We start from the raw sequence: 17,466 nt of genomic DNA on the forward strand, positions 1-17,466 counted from the left end.
CCAGGCGGTCAAGGCCATCAATCCATCGATCCAGGTGATTGGACCGGCTTGGTCCGACTTCGTACGAACTGAGTCACTGGCCATGACCAACAGCCTTAACCAATTCGACGGCTGGTCCTGGCACGACTACAATCGCGGCTATCACGCGCCGGACCAGGATTACGGCACGCCGGATTGGGTGCCGATTCTGGAGACCGACCGTCTCCGCTATTACTTTGGGAACTTTGCGACGCAGAAACCGCTGTTGGTCGATGAACTCGGCCTGTACGGCCACAGCGCCCTCGGGACCACCAACGCAACTGCCAACCCCGGGTACAATTCGAACATCGACTGGTACCGCGGGATGTGTCGGGCCATCAAAACAACCGTGATGTACCGCGCCTGCGGCGCTGCAGCCATTATTCCGCACATCTTTACTGGGTATGGGCAATCACCGGACTCAAACCTGGAATTGTTTGGCTGGGACATGTCTGCCACCAACGTCAACAGCCCGCGGGGACCGCATCCCAAGACCTCGGCTTTCTTGATGACGTGCTATTGGTTAAACGGCGCAACGTTCGCCGGTTACCGCAATCCGGGCACGAACGCTTTCTTGTACGCCTGGCAATTGGCAGACAACTCCTCGCTCGTCGTGGCTTGGGCGCCCGAAGGCCAGACCGTGCCCCTGCAAGCGAATGCTTTGGTGACCACTGACATCTATGGGCGCACGAACAGCGTCACCGCACTCTCGGAGGAGCCCGTTCTCTTTCATTCAAATGACCCGGATGCCCTGACGCTGCTGAGTGCCGTCAGATCAAATATCGTCGGCGTGTCAAACTTCGCGCCGGTCATGGATCCCCTCCCCACGGAAAGCATCGTCGCCGGACAACAACTACAGTTGACCGTGTCTGCGACCGATGCTGACAATGATCCCATCACGTTCTCGACAACTGCGTTACCTCTTGGCGCCACCTTCGACCCTGTCACGCACACTCTTTCATGGACGCCGGCTACGGGCGCACCGGGCCCGTACACAGCGACCTTTGTCGCAACTGACAGCCAGGGCGCCACGGATTCCATCTCGACTACCATCACCGTTCTCGGAAACCTCTTCGATGGTTTATTGGCTCACTGGAAGCTCGACGAATCCGCCGGCACGGTCGCCGCCGATTCCGCCGGCACGAATAACGGTACGCTGACCGGCTTTAACTTCACCACCAATTCCGGCCACGTGTCCGGCATACTGAGTAACGCGTTGAGCTTCGACGGTGTGGATGATTTCGTGGCGCTCGACGGCAACCAGATCGACCTCACCAATAATTTCACTGTGACCGCCTGGCTCTACCCGCGCAACGCCTCCACAGCCGGCGCCTTCATTTCCGTGCGGTCTTTCTATCTGGCAAGCGGATTCCGGTTCTTCATCTACAACAACAGCGTGTTCGTGCAAGGGCAAACCACCGTCGGTTGGCAGGCATCGACCTTTGGCGCTGGCGCCATCCAAAACGGCAATTGGTACCACGTGGCCGTCGTCTATGATGATTCCTTCATTACGGTCTATGTAAATGGCGTCTCCCTGGGAAGCGCGGACTGGGGCGGAGACATGATCATGAACACCAACAGCTTCAGCCGGATCGGTTCCGACGCGACCGAAGGCGCCGATTATTTCAACGGTGTCATCGACGACGTGATGCTCTTCGAGCGCGCGCTGACCTCTCCGCAAATCGAAACCCTCCATCAATCCGCCAACCAGCCGCTCACCGTCAGCCGGCTGCAAGGGACCTTGAACTTCGCCCAAACCAACGCCGACACCTGCACTGTCAAGGGCTCGTTCGCCCTGCCGTCCGACTACAACTTCTCCAACAAAGTCGTGACGTTGAACATCGGCGGCGCGGAAACATCCTTCACCTTGGACAGCAAAGGACGGGGTCTCAGCGGCCTGAACCGGTTCAACAAACCGTCCTACAACAAGACCACCGGCTTGTGGACGTTCAACGCTATCTTGCGGAATGGTTCCTGGCGAAACTCGTGGGCTGCTCATGGGTTAATAGATGCTAGCATCTTGAAACCCGGTGTGCCCGTTACGCTGCCGGTAAACCTCGCCATCGACAACCAGTCGTTCGCAGCCACTCCGAGCCGGCAATACACCTCGCAAGCCGGCAAGTCCGGAATCGCACGGTAAACCGCGCCGCAACTCACGGTTCCCCGCTCGCCAGGCCTGCGGAGATCACATTCCCCTGCTCATCGAAAACGACTTTCGCGATGACAAACATACCTTCTCGCACTCCTCCCCCGGGCAGCGCCGAACGAAACCGCAGATCGCGATAACGCAATACCGTGTGGCCGTTCTCCTCGATCTTCTCCACCAGCGGAAAAGCCGCGAACCAGCGAAATAGCCTCACCGCCTCCGTCGCCTCCGCTTTCGGCAACAGATTCTCATCGTGAAACGGCACGAATGTGTCGTTGCGCGGACCGTTGACCCAATGCAGCGCCGCCCCATCATCGCGCACGATCGTCCAATGCAGCGGATCCATCGGCCGCGGAAACCCGTCCGTTCGGCCCGTCACTCCCCTCGCTTCATACGCATGCAACGCATACGCTCGCGATGCACCACAGAAAAGAAAGTACGCACACAGTGCCCCGAGAGTCGTCCTCGCCACCCACTCGCGCTGCGTCCAAATGGCTGCCACCGTCCCGATCAACAAGATGGCCCACACGTACACGTCTACGATGAATACCCAGTTCAACGCCAGCCGCGCCGTGCTCAACGGCCAGAATAATTCCGTCCCATAGTTGGTAAGCCAATCGAGTAACAAGTGTGACGCAAGCCCCGCCACCGCCGCCCACCACAACAGCCGAAAGTTCTTTTTGCCGGAAAATTCCCAAAACATCCAGGTGATCAATAACGCCCACACCGGCAGCATGACAGCCGAATGCGTGAAACTCCGATGGAACCGAAAAAAGGTGTCCCTCCCCCAAAAACCCAGCACGACATCGATATCCGGGAATTCCGCCGCCGCAATGCACGTCCACAACGCCGCCCGCCCCGCCTCACTCCCGCCACGCTGCCGAAACCCGCAATACCCAATCACCGCCCCCGTCAATCCATGCGCAATGTTATCCACGATTGCCACAGTATGCGTGGTCGAGCCGTCGAGCAAGCACCCCAACAGTGTACGAACCGAGTGTGTAGACCGCTTAAAAGACCTCATTTGCCCCCTTATAACCCCCCAAAAATGGGTTCGTTTTCCAGAACGAACCCATTTGCAAGCGCCACTGCAAATCGCATAAGCTCCTGCAAATAAATATAATACATCGAGAACAACGACAAAATGAAATGGCTTCGTTTCGCAGAAACATATAGGGGCCCCCTCTCCCTGTCGTTTGGCCATTGCCAGTTGTTGGTCGGGACGCTTGGCCCAGCCATCCGCGCCGGCCCGCCCGCCGTTTCGCTTTTACCACAATTCACGCTACGACTATGCTCATCTCACACCACCGCGTCCAGCAGAATTATCGATTTACGATAGCTGACGTGCATCTAGTCGTCGCCACCGGTTGTAGGCCGACTCTGCGAGTCGGCGGGATCTTTTTCATATCCAGGGGCACCTTGTCTCAATTCCCTGATCCACCCCACAAAACCCATCGGGGCTTGTCGGAAGGTCGCCGTCTTACTACACTTTACTTTCGTCAAGGCAGGGAAAAATGGCAGCAAAGATGTGAACGATGTCATGCAAGATCCGGATAACCCCAAAGACGGACTGCGGCCTCACGTTCTCAGGGTGAGAGTCGTCAGCCTCGTTGTTGCTTTGGGAATTGCCAGTGCTTTAGCAGGCGCGTTTTTTTATCACTACATCGTTTCAGGTGGTTTGCGCGCACGTCAAACGCCCTCGGCCCTTGAAACCGCCGTGGCTCAGGAATTGGTAAACCTGAGTATTCCCAATGATATAAAAACTCTCACCAATCCGCTCGACAAGAGTCCCGACGGCGCAGACGTAGCTGCGGGGCATGAGTTATACCAAAAAAACTGCGAAGTGTGCCACGCTTACGATGGCGCGGGGAAAACGGCCGCCAGCGCCGGTCTGTACCCGCCGCCGCTTGACCTGGGCCAATATGGCATCGCGCAACGGAAGCGGACCGATGGCGAATTGTTTTATTTTATCCGCAACGGCGTTCGGAACACTGCCATGCCAGGGTGGCAATTGCCAGATCAACAGACCTGGCAGTTGGTTGCGTACATTCGCAATCTCCCCAAGACCGCTTCCGTGAATGCAAACGCCCCCCTTGCGAATCGGGAGTCCTCGGGAACCACCGCTCACTACGTAGGCTCCGCCGCCTGCCAAACGTGCCACAGTTCCATTTACGAGCATTGGTTGAAAACCCCGATGGCCAACGTTGTGCGCGATCCGCGGCAACATCCGGACGCAATCATCTCCGATCTTTCCACAAACGACCCGCTCGTAAGCTTCACTGCCTCCGATATTGCCCTCGTGTATGGCAGCAAATGGAAACAGCGCTACTTCAAGCGCATCGGCGATGATTATTACGTGCTTCCTGCGCAATGGGATGTCACCCACCACAAATGGCGGGCCTATTTCGTCAAGGATGACTGGTGGGCTCCATTGTATCCGCCGGATAATTTTAAGCGCCCGACCAGCGCGCTCTGCGATGGCTGTCATTCGGTCAATTACAACATCAAGACCAGGACGGTCACGGAGTGGAATGTTGGTTGTGAAAAATGTCACGGCCCGGGCAGCGAGCATATCCTGCATCCCGCCAGTTCCAATATTGTGAACACGGCACGTCAGGGCTACGTGGCGGCCAACAATGTCTGCATTCAATGCCATTCGCAAGGTCGCCCGCTGAAGAATCCCATCGCGGGCGAATACTATGACTGGCCGGTGGGATTCGATGTGACCAAAAACCTCGGCGATTATTGGAAATTGGAGGAGCACAAATTAGGTGAGACGTCGTTCACCTATTTTCCGGACGGAACCGCCCATAAAAACCGAATGCAGGGCAACGATTTCGTTACGAGTCAGATGTACACGCACGGGGTCACCTGCTCGACCTGCCACGATGTGCATGGTACGCAGAATGCCGGTAATTTGCGGAAACCCGCCCCGGCCCTTTGCCTCGACTGTCATGGCCCAAACTCTCCCAACGGACCACATGCGCAAAGTCTGGAAGCGCACACGCATCATAAAGCCGATAGCGCCGGCAGCGACTGCATCGCCTGTCACATGCCCAGGATCGAACAGACCATTGGCGATGTGAACGTCCGCAGCCATACTTTTCATTTCGTAACCCCGGCCATGAGCGAATCATTGAAAATCCCGAACGCCTGTAATGTCTGCCATACGGACAAGAGTACTGAGTGGGCGACGGCGGCTTTGAAAACGTGGGCCGATCGTTCACCCTGGCGAATGGCTCAATGAAAGCTTGCGCGAAACGCTCATTTGCAAAGGTTCGGGGCCAACGTGGTAAAACGCTCGGGCTCATTTCCCTGGCCTTGGGTGTGACTTTAATTCTTACGACGCACACGTTCGCCGGGCCGCCGTTCTTAACCGACGATCCGGAGCCCACGGATTACCAGCATTGGGAAAACTACTTGTTCACCAGTGGCGACCACACGGGCGGCGGCTATACCATCGACGGGCCCGCAGCGGAGGTGGATTATGGCGCGTTCCCGGATACCCAATTGTCGTTAATAGTCCCCGTGACATCCGTCGGTGGCAACACACCGCACCATACCGGCTTGGGCGACGTGGATCTCAGCGTCAAGTACCGCTTCGTCCACGAAACAAATAGCTGGCCGCAAATCGCCTTCTTCCCGGCAGTCGTTTTACCCACGGGCAACGCAGTGCACGGTTTGGGAAACGGACGCGTCCTTTTCCGGTTGCCGTTGTGGCTGCAAAAGAGTTGGGGCCCATGGACGACCTACGGTGGGGGTGGCGCGACATTGAATTCTGCGCCAGGCAAGCGTGACTTTGGATTCGCCGGCTGGCTCTTGCAACGCGACCTCGGCGAACATCTCATACTCGGCGGTGAATTCTATGCGCAAGGTCGCGATGCGGATGACGACCGGGGATTTGTCGCGTTCAATTTTGGCGGTTCCTACAAACTTACTGACCATTTTAGTCTGCTCGCCAGCGCGGGCCACAGCATCGCCGGTCAAGTACACACCTTCTGGTATTTCGCTCTTGGATGGTCTTTGTAAATGCAGAAATCTCTCAACGATACGGCCGCTTGGGGCGGTTCATATTTGGCAGCGTGAAAAAGGGGGTTGGCCCCGCATAATCGCCCAATTCGTAACCTTCGTCCCCTCGATAAGCGTCGTCTCAGCCTCGATCCGCCAACCACCACACCGCCTACTTCCCGCCGCGCACGGAATCGAGCTTGCTCTTGGCTTGCTGGATCAGGTTTTGAAACTCGGCCAACTGGTCCGACGAAAGCACAATCCGGGTCCGGCTGGCATGACTGCTCTGTAAGACGATTTGTGTGGTGCCGGGTCGCTTGATGCTGGTGTAATAGACGAGTCGCAGCCAGCCTGCTGTTGTATAACCCACGTCATAGTCGGGCAGCGGTGTCATCGAGTGGTTGGCTTTGCGGATGTAGTCGATACCGTTCAGGAACGAAGCCAATTCGTCGTAGTCCACCATCGTCACATCCTCGGGCCGGCCACCCTCCTTCAACTCAACCGCGATCCCATATTCCTTCGCCCCGAGACCAGGTTCGACGGATTCCTTGGCCCTCACGGACACGGTCCCCGTTTGCGCCGACATGGTCCCAATAAGCACGCTGCCCCTGACAATGACGGTCCTGGTCTGGGCTTCGAAAACCTCAATCTTTGTGAGCGGCGCGTTCGTGTCCTGTGCCCAAACGGTTCCCGCCAGAAGTGACCCACCTACAATCACCAGGGGTATGACATGGATTCCACGCATAGATTTACCTCGTTCCAGACCTCTCATAACAAGTCCGGTCCGACCCCGTCAAGATGTCACAATCCGGTGATGGAACCGAACCCGAAAGCCAACGGTTTTTCAGCAGCAGCCTTGTACATCCACGAACAGGAATCCGTGTATGTTTTGCCATTCGTTGCGCCGCTGGCCTCAATGCGGTTCTCACTAGGCTTCAACTGAATGTCATCCCACAAAAAAATACGGTTCGTGGAATGGACGGTTCCCTTGCTGACGCCGTTGATCTTCAATTCCACCGCGTCACAATTGGAATAAATCTTTACCGGCGTTTTGGGTTCGCTGCGATTGGTAAAGCGGCGGCTGGTGATGTATACAAACGGTGTCGTCGTCCAATTTGCCTTGTACCAAAAGAACGCGTCCTTCTTCACTTTGCGGTCGTAGGTGACCAGGCCCTTGTCATTGCGGCCCGGCGTGTCTCCCTCGTCGCGCTGGCCGACCGCGAAATCAAACATGTTCCACACCAATTCGCACCAGAGCCAGGGGCGGTCCTTCATGGCCAGCCATGCCTGCTCGTGCGCCAGGCCCTGATACTCCTCGGGATGCCAATGGGAGGTCGGGTTCGGTTGGTTCGTCGAGATTTCGTGCTGGCTGATGCTGGCCCCGGCCCCGTATTCGCTGATCCCAATGCCGCGGTTGGGCCACTCCTCGTGAAAATTAATCAGCGCCCCGGGCCAGTCGGACAACTTGTTGGCGTACCATCCGAAATACCGATTGAACGCCGTGACGTCCGTAACGGCATTCAGCGGGTCGGTCGATCGGATGCAACTCGCGGCCGTGGTGAGCCGTGTCGGATCGAGCTCCTTCGCCAGTTGGTTGAGTGGCTTGACGATGTCCCATTTGGGCGGCGCATCGTACCACTGGTTTTTCTTGTGCAACTCGTTGAAGATTCCCCAGAACGCGATTGACGGGTGGTTGTAATTCTGTTTGATCATTTCCGTCAACTGCTGCCGCGCGTTTTCCGTAAAAGCCTCGGAATCGGTCAACTCATTCACCAGGCTCAATTCCGTCCAGAGCACCAGCCCGTTGTGGTCGCACAAGTCATAAACCATCTGGTCCTGCTGATAGTGGGCAAGCCGCACGCACGTTGCGCCAATCTCGGTGATCAACTGAAAATCCTCCTCCTGTTCGGCTCGACCGATGGCCCAGCCTTTGTCGATGCGATCCTGATGGCGACTGACTCCATGCAAAGGATACGACGCGCCGTTGAGGAAAAATCCATGGTCGGGATCAACCCGGAAAAACCGGATGCCCAACGGCTGGGTCACCGCGTCCGTGACCTTGTCCCCATCACTGACCACTATCGCCACTCGATACAAATAAGGATCGATTCTCCCATTCCAAAGATGAGGTTTGGCAATCTTGATGTGCTGGACGACATCCGCGACCGCCTTGGATCCGAGCGCCTCGTGGGAAGTTGTCTGTTGGATCGTTTTCCCTTTCGCGTCAATGATTGTGCAACGGATCGTGGCAGTCTTGGCGGAACTGTTTGCGTTACGCAGTTTCGTGGTGATTTCCAGGTCGGCCGAATCCTTGGTCACCCCTGTTTGTTTGACGTAAACGCCGGGGGATGCGTAGTCCAGCGGTGTCACCGAGAGCTTATCCAGCACAAGCAAATGGACGTCGCGGTACAGGCCTCCGAAAACAGTGAAATCACCACTCAACGGCAGAACGTCCGCATCCTTCGCGTTGTCTACCTTAACGGCGATCACATTATCCTTCCCAACCCGCAGGAATGGGGTCACGTCAAAGCAGAACGCCGCGAAATTTCCCTTATGTGTGCCGACCGGGCTGCCGTTGACAAGAACCTCGGCCACCGTCGCGGCCCCGTCGAACTTTAGAAAAAAACTTTTGCCGGCATATTTCGCGTCCACCCGCAGATGACGACGGTACCAGCCACTGCCGCGATAGTAAGGCGTCCCGCTGGTCTGGCCATCCAGGTTGTTCCACGTGTGCGGCAGGTTCACGGACTGCCACGCCGCATCGTCGAAATTTGTTGCCGCCGCATCCGCGACGTCCTGGCGGATGAACTTCCATTGTTCATCGAGCCCGATGTCGACGCGCGCCACAGCCATTGATTGGCCTGTCACGGTCGCGAGTTGCAACAGGACGAGAAGGATGACTTGTCGGCAATTGGGTGTTTTCATGTTCGTAAATCCGCTCGTGGTACACTTACAGTGAGCCGGGAGATTTTGCCAGCGCGCGCGAAGACCGAGACACTGTCAGCCGCTCCCAGGGCGTTGCCAGGGATGGTTTCCTGGGTTCTATCTGCGCGTTCGACGAGGATGCTAGTGGTGTCAGCTAACTGGTAGCTGACCGGTACCTGGCAATACGTGAAGCCGAGGCTGTTGGCGGGCAATTCCCAGGACTGCTCCCGGTTTTGCGCGTCGAGATACGTGAAGCGGTGTGGCGACGAGAAGAACTCGGCTTGATGGAGCAACCGCGGCGCAAACCGCAACTGCCCGTCCTCGACCGCGATGCCCAATTCGCCCCAGCGCGTCAGGATTTCCTCCTTCACCTGGCCGGTCATGCCCGGCTGTTGCGCCCCACGATGTCGCGGGGAATGCGAATACGGGTCGGTCGGGAAAGCGCCGTAGGCGTCCGGAGTTTTGCAGAAACCGAGCCCCTGCCGCACGTCGTCGTACGCCTCAGCCAGCGCTTTCGTCACGACAAGGTCGCTACCTTCCCGGAGCGCTTCGCGATGGGATTCCTGCGCGGCCAGGAGCAGTTTCACAACCATGTGCCAGTAGATGCTGCCGAGTCCTTCAAACGCGAAGAAAGTGCCACTGCGCCCGGTGAACTCGCTGTGGCTGAACGTGGCCTCCCACAAATCCAGTACTGCCTTCCGTGTGTCCTCATCGGTTTCGAGAAGATCGAGGCGTTTGGCAACATCGCTGGCACTGCGCAGGTCCGCCTGGAAATGCCACTGTCCGTGTTCGTCGCCCACGAAGAGTGAAGGATCTTTCAGCGGCGGATGTCCCTTCAGGGTGTTGCGGGCAAGAAACGAAGGCAGGTCGCGGTCGGGGTAAAGCAGATAGCTGTGCTGGTCAGCGCGATAAAGCGCGCTGGCGCGCAGTGCGCGCAACACAGCCAGCGCTTCAGTGGGCTTCAGCAGGCCGGAACTTAACACTGCGACCTGGCCTTCAAGCATCGGGAACAGATGGGCCACGCGCGCCCGGTCGCCGTCGAGGTGGAGCACATTGTAGCTGTGGAAGAGGCCGTCGCGGCGACGATTGCCGCGAATGGTCGATTCGATCACCGGCAGCGCCGCCTCGACCAGCCCGCGCAAGGCGCCAAGCGGCACAATCTTGCGGTTATTCTTGCCGCCATTGTAAATGGCCAATCGGTGCGTTTCGCCGGCGCGACCGAGCGCGGCCATCATCTGGAAGCGCGAGGCATCATCGAACCCGGCGTTTGCCTGTTTGGCTGCGTCGCGCAGGATGGAGGTGATCCCCGCCAACAGTTTGGCGACTGGCGCGGTGAGCGGCACCGGTTTGTCTCCACTTGCGGCAAAAACCCTGTCGCAGAACGCCAGGTAACGGCGAAGGTGGCACACCGTGACCATGGACAGGCCCCAGCCGGCGAGCGCGTTGTTGGCGTCGTTCCATTCAGGCCGCTGCGTGTTCAGCCAGATGCCGCCGCCGGGGACAAAGTTGCTGAGCTTGACCAACAGCGGTACGAGCAACTTTTCCGCGAGGGAAACCCGGACGATCTCGCCGCGATCGTCCGTCAATAGCTTGCCATCAGCGCCCAGTTGCCGGGCCCGTGACATCAGCAGTTGGTGGAGCGAATGGTTAAAGGTGATCGTATGACGCGGATCAGCCACGATCTCGTCGAAGCCGTCAATTTCATACGGAACGTGCGTGTAAACGCAGGTCTCGGCGCGGAGTTGGCCGGCCAATCGGCCTGGTTGAAAGCGCTCCTGGCTCTCGAGCAGGCGCAGCAGGTAGATGATCTGGTGATCGCCCCAATAGCCAATATGGCTCCACGGATCCTTGGGATCGCTGATCTCCCAGTCAACGCCATTGCGGGTAATGCGGTACGGGTTGTAGCCGTCCGCTGTCGAGGCGTTGAGGAATACCTGTATCATTTGTTCGAGCCAGCCGGGATAGCTCTGCGCCAAGCTCTCCCAATTCTGGAAAATGTCGCGCCAGTTGCCCTGATAGGCGTAAAGCGGACGGCCTTGTTCATCCTTGATGTGAATATCGAATCGGTTCCAGGGCCGGCTCGGATCGCCGTGGCGACGGCTGAAGCTCAACGGCAAATACTCGTGCGCCAGCCGCGAGAGGTGGACGTCGTCGCGTTTCGCAACCTCCTGGTGCAATTGATCCAGCGTCAGCGACTCCGGCACCTCCCCCAGCCATCGTTGATGGCTCGCGTATACCGTGGTGTTATGCGCCCGGACAAATGCCGCGAAATCTTTGCCGGGGAAACGGTACGAATCGTCGAAGGTGCCGCCACGCATGCAATTGAACAGCACGTTGGCAAAATGATGGACGCTCGCCGCTTGATCGGCCGTCTGTTGCAGCCCATCAGCGGCGGCAATACGGCGCCGCAGGCCGTTGCGATTGGCCGCGAGGCCCTGGCGCAGGGAACGTTCGAGGGCCGCCGGCTCCTTCAGTTGATTCTGAAGGCGCATGAGTGCCGAGTGGTCGAGCCTGGTGTCGGCAACCGTGAACCAGCGGTGCGACTGGCCGGGCGAAACCGTCACGCTGTCCGCCACGAGGTAGGCCCCGAACTCGCCGCGGATTTCGTGTTCGGGTTGGACAAATTCTCCGCGGCAAAACGCGGGCACTTGTCGCTTCGATAATAGAATGATGGGATGCGCGTGGCCGATCGACCAGGCACAGGCCGCGCGCAGGGATTCACAGGCTTCCGCTCGGTCGGTAATGGCCGCATTGAGCGTGAAGATGCCGAGCGATTCTTCGTTCCTGTATTCGTGGCGCATGTAGGCTTCGGCGAGATAGCTGAACCGGCCAAAGGTTTCCTGATCGACGCCCGGCGGGAGCAGCTGGTGCCAGCCATCGAGATACCGCACCTCCGTCGGGCCAGCGTCGTCCAGGCGCTCGAGTTGGCATTCGCGGACGAATCCGTACGGCTCGCAGGTGGCGAGAGCCCAACGGAAGCGCAGACCGAGGTCGTGGTTGATTTCCTCAAAAATCACGCTGGCGCCGTGGATGTGTTTGTAAAGATGACGGTCGATGCGATAAATACGTCCGCTCTCCTGCCACGGTTCCCACAGTGCCCAGCGCTCACCTGCGCGAACGAGCAGAACCGACAGCGCGCCGCTGGTGTTGGGATGGCTCAGGATCTTGTCCACCGTTTGATACGGGAAGAGTGCGTTGTCGGGATCGATGCGCCCGGCGGCAAACGGCGAGTTGCTGCCGACGAACAGCCAGTGATCACTGTCGCTGACCACGCTCATCAGAAAGGGATTGAGTTGGTCGACGTGGCGAATGCAGATGTAGGGCTCGTCATCGACTGTTACAAACTCGCTCCGTGTCGCTGACTGGGAAGCCGTGTTCACCACGAAGAGTGATCTCGAAGTTGTCATGGATTGAGTCCTGCAATCATTTGCATTATGCCCTTTTCTTTCGCCGATATCCATGGTATAAGCAATACGGATTTTGGGGCAGGGACGCATGATAACAGGTAGATTCCTCCGTCATTACATAACCGCCAAGGCCAGCAAGGATCGCATTTCCGAAAAGGGTCCGGTCCTCCTGGAAGAGAATCCGGACATGTGCCTGCCATCTGTTTTGGTCGACCCAAGCAAACGTTTTCAGACGATCGAGGGTTTTGGGGGAGCGTTCACCGAAGCCGGCGCCGTCAGCTTGTCACGGATGCGCAAAGAACATCGGGAACAACTTTTTAGGGCGTATTTTCATCCTACTGAAGGGCACGGCTATTCCCTCTGTCGCACTCACATGAATAGTTGCGACTTCTCCCTCGGAAGTTACGCCTGTACGGAGGTGGACGGTGATGTGGAGTTGAAGCATTTCTCCATCGACCGTGATCGTCAAGCGCTGCTCCCCATGATCAAGGAGGCCCAAAAAGTAGCAAGCCAATCGCTCAAGATTCTGGTGTCGCCCTGGAGCCCGCCTCCCTGGATGAAAACCAATGGCCAATTCAAGGGCGGTGGAAAGTTGAAGCCCGAATATCGCCAGGTGTGGGCCAATTATTTTGTCCGTTTCATCCGCGAATACGAGAAGGAAGGCGTGCCGATTTGGGGCGTGACCGTTCAGAATGAGCCGGCTGCCGCGCAAGTTTGGGATTCCTGCCTGTACAGCGCCGAGGAAGAAAGGGATTTCGTCCGCGATCACCTGGGGCCGACGTTTCACAAGGCCGGCTTGGAGCACATCAAGATCATTATCTGGGACCATAACCGCGATCTGCTCATCGAGCGGGTCGCGCCGTCTTACAACGATCCCGAGGCCAGCTCATATATCTGGGGCGCGGCCTTTCACTGGTACGGCCCGGAAAAATTCGAGAACCTTCAATTGGCCCACGAAGCCTGGCCGGATAAGAAACTCATCTTTACCGAAGGCTGCCAGGAAGGCGGCCCGCATCTCGGCTCCTGGGATGTTGGGGAGCGTTACGGACACGAGATCATCAACGACCTGAACCGCTGGACCGTTGGCTGGATTGATTGGAACTTGCTGCTGGATGAAACCGGCGGCCCCAACCATGCCAACAATCTCTGCAGCGCCCCGGTCATAGCGGACACGGTGAACGACCGGCTCATTTTCCAGAGTTCGTATTATTACCTCGGACACTTCTGCCGATTCATCCGTCCCGGCGCCGCGAGGATTCTCTGCGCGAGTACCCGCGAAGATCTCCAGGTCACCGCGTTTCGGAATCCCGACGAGAGTGTCGCCGTGGTCGTGTTGAACCGGACGGACGAAGAACGCAAATTCTGCCTGAGACTTCCGGATTGCGCCGGCAGCAGCGCAGCTCCCGCCCACTCGATTTCGACCTATCTTTGGCAGCCTTCCTGAGGCCGCCATCCTCAGCCCTTAATGCCCGTCATCGAGATCCCCTCGATGAAAGTCTTCTGCGTAAAGAAGAACAGCACGATGATCGGCAGCGCCACGAGGGTGCTGGCAGCCATCAAGTAATGCCATTCCGTTCCCCCATTCTGGCTCTGGAAGAACTGCAACCCCAACGCGAGCGTGAAATCCTCCTGGTTGGTCAGGTAAATCAACGGGCCGATAAAGTCATTCCACGTGTACATGAACTGAAACAGGGCGACAACCATCAGTGCCGGACGGCACAAAGGCAGGACGATCTGCCAGAAGATGCGAAACTCGCTGCAGCCATCAATGCGGGCCGCTTCGGAGATGTCCTTCGGCAGGGTCATGAAGAATTGCCGCAGTAGAAACACATTGAAGGCCCCGGCGAAAAATGAACCAACCCACAAGGGCTTCAAGGTCCCTATCCAACCGAGCCAGCGAAACAGGCAGTACAAGGGCACCATCGTGACAGGAAAGGGCACCATCATTGTTGCCAATGCGATCATGAACAACGCATTGCGCCCGCGCCATTCGATGCGCGAGAAGCCGTAGGCGGTGAGCGCGCTGGACGCCACGGTGCCAATGACAGTCAGAATACACAGAATTAAAGTGTTTTTCAGATAACGCGGGAACTGCTTCATGGCCTTGATTGCCCCGATGAAGTTATTCCAGCGCGGTGCGATTTTTTTGGTAATGGCAGATGCAGGCAGCGCTTCCCACACGGCATTGCTGATGGCGACTGGCCTAACAGTCGTCCAGATATGTTGCGCGTCAGCGGGGATTTCCTGGATGATCTGCACAGGTACGGATTTTTCTTCGCCACTGGGCATTTGTTGTTTCATCTGGCTGTTGACGACGCTGGAACGCGGGACGATATGCCGTTCGCCTTCGATTTCCGCAACGTAGGATGGGGCCTTGATCAGCGCGCCGGGTTTGACTTCAACCCGTCTGCCGTCCTTCTCAACGAAAAACCTGTACGGAATCCAGCTCGGCGGCACGGTCATGGTTTGATCGATCGGTTTCAAACCGGTGGAAAGCATCCACAGCAGCGGGGCCAGAAATGTGATCGAGCCCAGCAGGAGCAAGAGATAGGTGAAAAAGCGTTGGAGGCTGCGCATGAATTACTCTCCCGCGTAGAAGATAAGCTTTCGGGTCGAGCGCGTCGCGACCCACGTCAGAAATAAAATAATGAGAAAGAGTATCCAGGCCATCGCGCAGGCGTACCCCATTTGGTGGAAATCAAACGCGCACTGGTAGAGGTACACGGTATAGAACAACGCGGAACGGTTCGGCCCGCCAGCGCTGGTGGCGACGCCCGCGCCTCCCAACATGCCGCCGCTGAACATGATGTAGGACTGGGCGAACACCTGTAATGAGCCAATGATGCCCATGATTAGGTTGAAATAAATGACGGGTGAAATCATGGGGATCGTGATGTGACGGAATTTCACCCAGGGATTGGCGCCATCGATCTCCGCGGACTCGTAGAGCGAACGCGGCACGTCCTGGAGCGCCGCGAGGTAGATGACCATGGTATTGCCACAGCCCCAGAGCGTCATGAGAATCACGGACGGCTTGGTCCATTTTTCGTCCGCCAACCATTGCGGGCCGCGGATGTGCAACCAGTGCAGCGCGTAATTGAGGATGCCAAAATTACCATTCAGGATCCACCACCAGACCATCGCGCTGGCGACGATCGGGACCAGCGATGGCAGGAAGAATATGGCGCGAAATACGGAGCGACCGCGCAAGGATTGATTCAAGAGGACGGCTATCAATAACGCGATCACCAGGCCCAACGGCAAAACGAACGCAGCAAAGTAAAAAGTGTTGTAGAGCGACTTCCAAAAGACGCTGTCGGTAAACAGGTCGCGATAATTCAGCGTGCCGACCCAAATCGGTTTGGTCAGCACGTCGTAATCACAGAACGAATAATAGACCGAGGCCAGTACGGGATAAAGGGTGAACGCCAGGAAGCCGATGATCCAGGGGCTGACGAACGCCAGGCCGATGAGCAGGTTGCGTTTTTCACCGCGGGTCATAACTGTTCCACTCCTTGATGCGTTCGTCTTTCACCGCGTCCCAGCGCCGCGCGACGCGATCGAACCGCCACTGGATGCGCGTCTGGACCCGGTCGAGCGCATCTTTCGGGGTTGCCACCAGGGTAATGACTCGATTGGCGGCCACGGACATTTCGTCGTTGTACTCATTCCAGACCGTCAGGCGCGGCACGTAGCGCGCATTCGGGCTCTTCGCCATCTCAATGAAGACCTTGATGTACGGGTTCGGGTGGTTGCGCATGAACTCGTCGCTGACCTTCACAAATGGGCTGAACTTGCGCTGGCCGAGGCAAAGTTTTTCCATCGGCCCCTGGGTATTGACGTAATGGATGAACTCGAAAGCTTCCTTTGGGTGCGGGGCGCCCTTGGGAATGATCAACGCGTCACACTCCGCGAATGTCACTTCGGGATATTTCTTGGGGTCCTTGGCGGGAAACGGCGCCGCGCCCCACTCCAGTTGCGGGTTGTACTTGTCGATGAAGTTGTACATCCAGACGCCCTGCAATTCCATTGCGACCTGTCCCGCGAGAAACGGATCTGAGGGCGAGGCGAAGTTTCCGAAAGTGGCCCCAAACCGGCGGAGATTGTCGATGCCGTATTTGTCCGTGGTCTTGCGGAACCACTCGAAAGTTTCGAGGTTCTCCGGGCTGTTCGCGGTTATTTTTCGGTCACCATCCCATAGGCTTCCGCCAAACCAGTTGACCCACATGGCGAGCCACCAGCCGGGTTGGGTTGGTAAATGACCAACCTGCACAAGCGAGAATTTTTTTGCGTGTTTTTCCGCGTCGGTCAGTTCCGTATAACGCACGCGGGCGATTTTGCCGCCACGATCGACATCCACGATCGTGAGCCGGTCACAAATCGCGTCGAGCTCGTCCAGGCTTTGCGGCGGTCGATTCGGGTCCAGTCCCGCATCGCGGAACAGTTTCTTGTTCCAGTGCAACCCGAGCGAAACGGGTGTGCTCGGCAGGGCCCACATGAAACCGTGGGAGGCGCATTGCTCCCAGTAGATGTGAATGTAGTCGTTGGATTTGATGCCCGCGTCGTCGATGAATTTGTTGAGGGGAGTTAGAGCCCCCTTCTCGGCGAAATCCGGGATGTTGCTCGACCAGAGGCCGGCGACGTCCGGCGGATTGCCGCCGGCCGTGGCCAGCATCACCTTGCGGAGCATTTCACTGACGGCGAGTTTCTTGACGAAGATGCGGTTTTGCGACGCGTTGAAATCGTCCACCACCGCCTCCATCGCGTCGTCCTCGAAACCGGTCCATTTCTCCCAGTACTGAATAATGGTTCGGCCATCCGCAGTCTTATCCGCCATCGATCGCCCGCAGCCGCAAAGGGGAAGGACGCAAAGCGTCGCCAGAAAAATCGGCCGCGTGGCGGGCAACAGTCTCCTTGGTGAAACTGTGTGGAATTGTTTCAGCGATCTCAGAAAAGCCATCC

The 17,466-nt window shown here is 57.5% G+C and carries 11 protein-coding genes; 4 read left to right on the forward strand and 7 right to left on the reverse strand.

Annotated features, from left to right (window positions below):
- Window positions 1-2,158: LamG-like jellyroll fold domain-containing protein (locus tag VNL17_09275; protein HXI84263.1), on the forward strand; the 2,158-nt coding region annotated here is incomplete at its 5' end.
- 13 nt (window positions 2,159-2,171) lie between these two features.
- On the opposite strand, the gene VNL17_09280 is transcribed toward VNL17_09275, so the two are convergent.
- Entirely contained in the window at window positions 2,172-3,101 is a 930-nt protein-coding gene (locus tag VNL17_09280) for a metal-dependent hydrolase (GenBank protein HXI84264.1), read from the reverse strand.
- A 603-nt stretch (window positions 3,102-3,704) separates the two neighbouring features.
- Here VNL17_09280 and VNL17_09285 point away from each other — a divergent pair.
- Both VNL17_09285 and VNL17_09290 read left to right on the forward strand, forming a co-directional pair.
- The gene (locus VNL17_09285; protein ID HXI84265.1) at window positions 3,705-5,411 is read left to right on the forward strand and encodes a c-type cytochrome; all 1,707 of its coding nucleotides are present in this window, start codon (window positions 3,705-3,707) and stop codon (window positions 5,409-5,411) included.
- Window positions 5,408-6,193 (forward strand): transporter, encoded by a 786-nt coding sequence (locus VNL17_09290; GenBank protein ID HXI84266.1) that lies wholly within the window; start codon window positions 5,408-5,410, stop codon window positions 6,191-6,193. Before VNL17_09285 ends, VNL17_09290 begins: the two co-directional genes overlap by 4 nt.
- A gap of 151 nt (window positions 6,194-6,344) precedes the next feature.
- Here VNL17_09290 and VNL17_09295 read toward each other — a convergent pair whose 3' ends face one another.
- Genes VNL17_09295 through VNL17_09305 form a run of 3 tightly spaced genes read right to left on the reverse strand, consistent with a single transcriptional unit; the run spans window position 6,345 to window position 12,504 of the window.
- Complete coding sequence (locus VNL17_09295) at window positions 6,345-6,917, reverse strand: hypothetical protein (GenBank protein HXI84267.1); 573 nt, start codon at window positions 6,915-6,917, stop codon at window positions 6,345-6,347.
- A 56-nt stretch (window positions 6,918-6,973) separates the two neighbouring features.
- Entirely contained in the window at window positions 6,974-9,097 is a 2,124-nt protein-coding gene (locus tag VNL17_09300) for a glycoside hydrolase family 2 TIM barrel-domain containing protein (protein HXI84268.1), read from the reverse strand.
- Window positions 9,094-12,504 carry a hypothetical protein gene (locus VNL17_09305; GenBank protein HXI84269.1) on the reverse strand — a complete coding sequence of 1,137 codons (3,411 nt, stop codon included), beginning with the start codon at window positions 12,502-12,504 and terminating at the stop codon, window positions 9,094-9,096. The genes VNL17_09300 and VNL17_09305 overlap by 4 nt, the downstream gene beginning before the upstream one ends.
- Before the next feature lie 88 nt (window positions 12,505-12,592).
- Between VNL17_09305 and VNL17_09310 the strand changes: the two genes are divergently transcribed.
- Window positions 12,593-13,948 (forward strand): glycoside hydrolase family 30 beta sandwich domain-containing protein, encoded by a 1,356-nt coding sequence (locus tag VNL17_09310; protein ID HXI84270.1) that lies wholly within the window; start codon window positions 12,593-12,595, stop codon window positions 13,946-13,948.
- 11 nt (window positions 13,949-13,959) lie between these two features.
- Here VNL17_09310 and VNL17_09315 read toward each other — a convergent pair whose 3' ends face one another.
- From VNL17_09315 to VNL17_09325, 3 genes are read right to left on the reverse strand one after another with little or no spacing between them, the layout of a single operon-like run.
- A complete protein-coding gene (locus VNL17_09315; protein ID HXI84271.1) occupies window positions 13,960-15,081 on the reverse strand; it encodes a carbohydrate ABC transporter permease in 1,122 nt (373 codons plus the stop codon).
- A 3-nt stretch (window positions 15,082-15,084) separates the two neighbouring features.
- The gene (locus VNL17_09320; protein HXI84272.1) at window positions 15,085-16,005 is read right to left on the reverse strand and encodes a sugar ABC transporter permease; all 921 of its coding nucleotides are present in this window, start codon (window positions 16,003-16,005) and stop codon (window positions 15,085-15,087) included.
- Window positions 15,992-17,341: an ABC transporter substrate-binding protein gene (locus VNL17_09325; protein HXI84273.1), complete on the reverse strand. Its 1,350-nt coding sequence runs from the start codon at window positions 17,339-17,341 to the stop codon at window positions 15,992-15,994. Before VNL17_09325 ends, VNL17_09320 begins: the two co-directional genes overlap by 14 nt.
- Window positions 17,342-17,466: the final 125 nt, after the last annotated feature.

The sequence above is a fragment of the Verrucomicrobiia bacterium genome (genome assembly GCA_035577545.1).
Taxonomy (GTDB): domain Bacteria; phylum Verrucomicrobiota; class Verrucomicrobiia; order Palsa-1439; family Palsa-1439; genus Palsa-1439.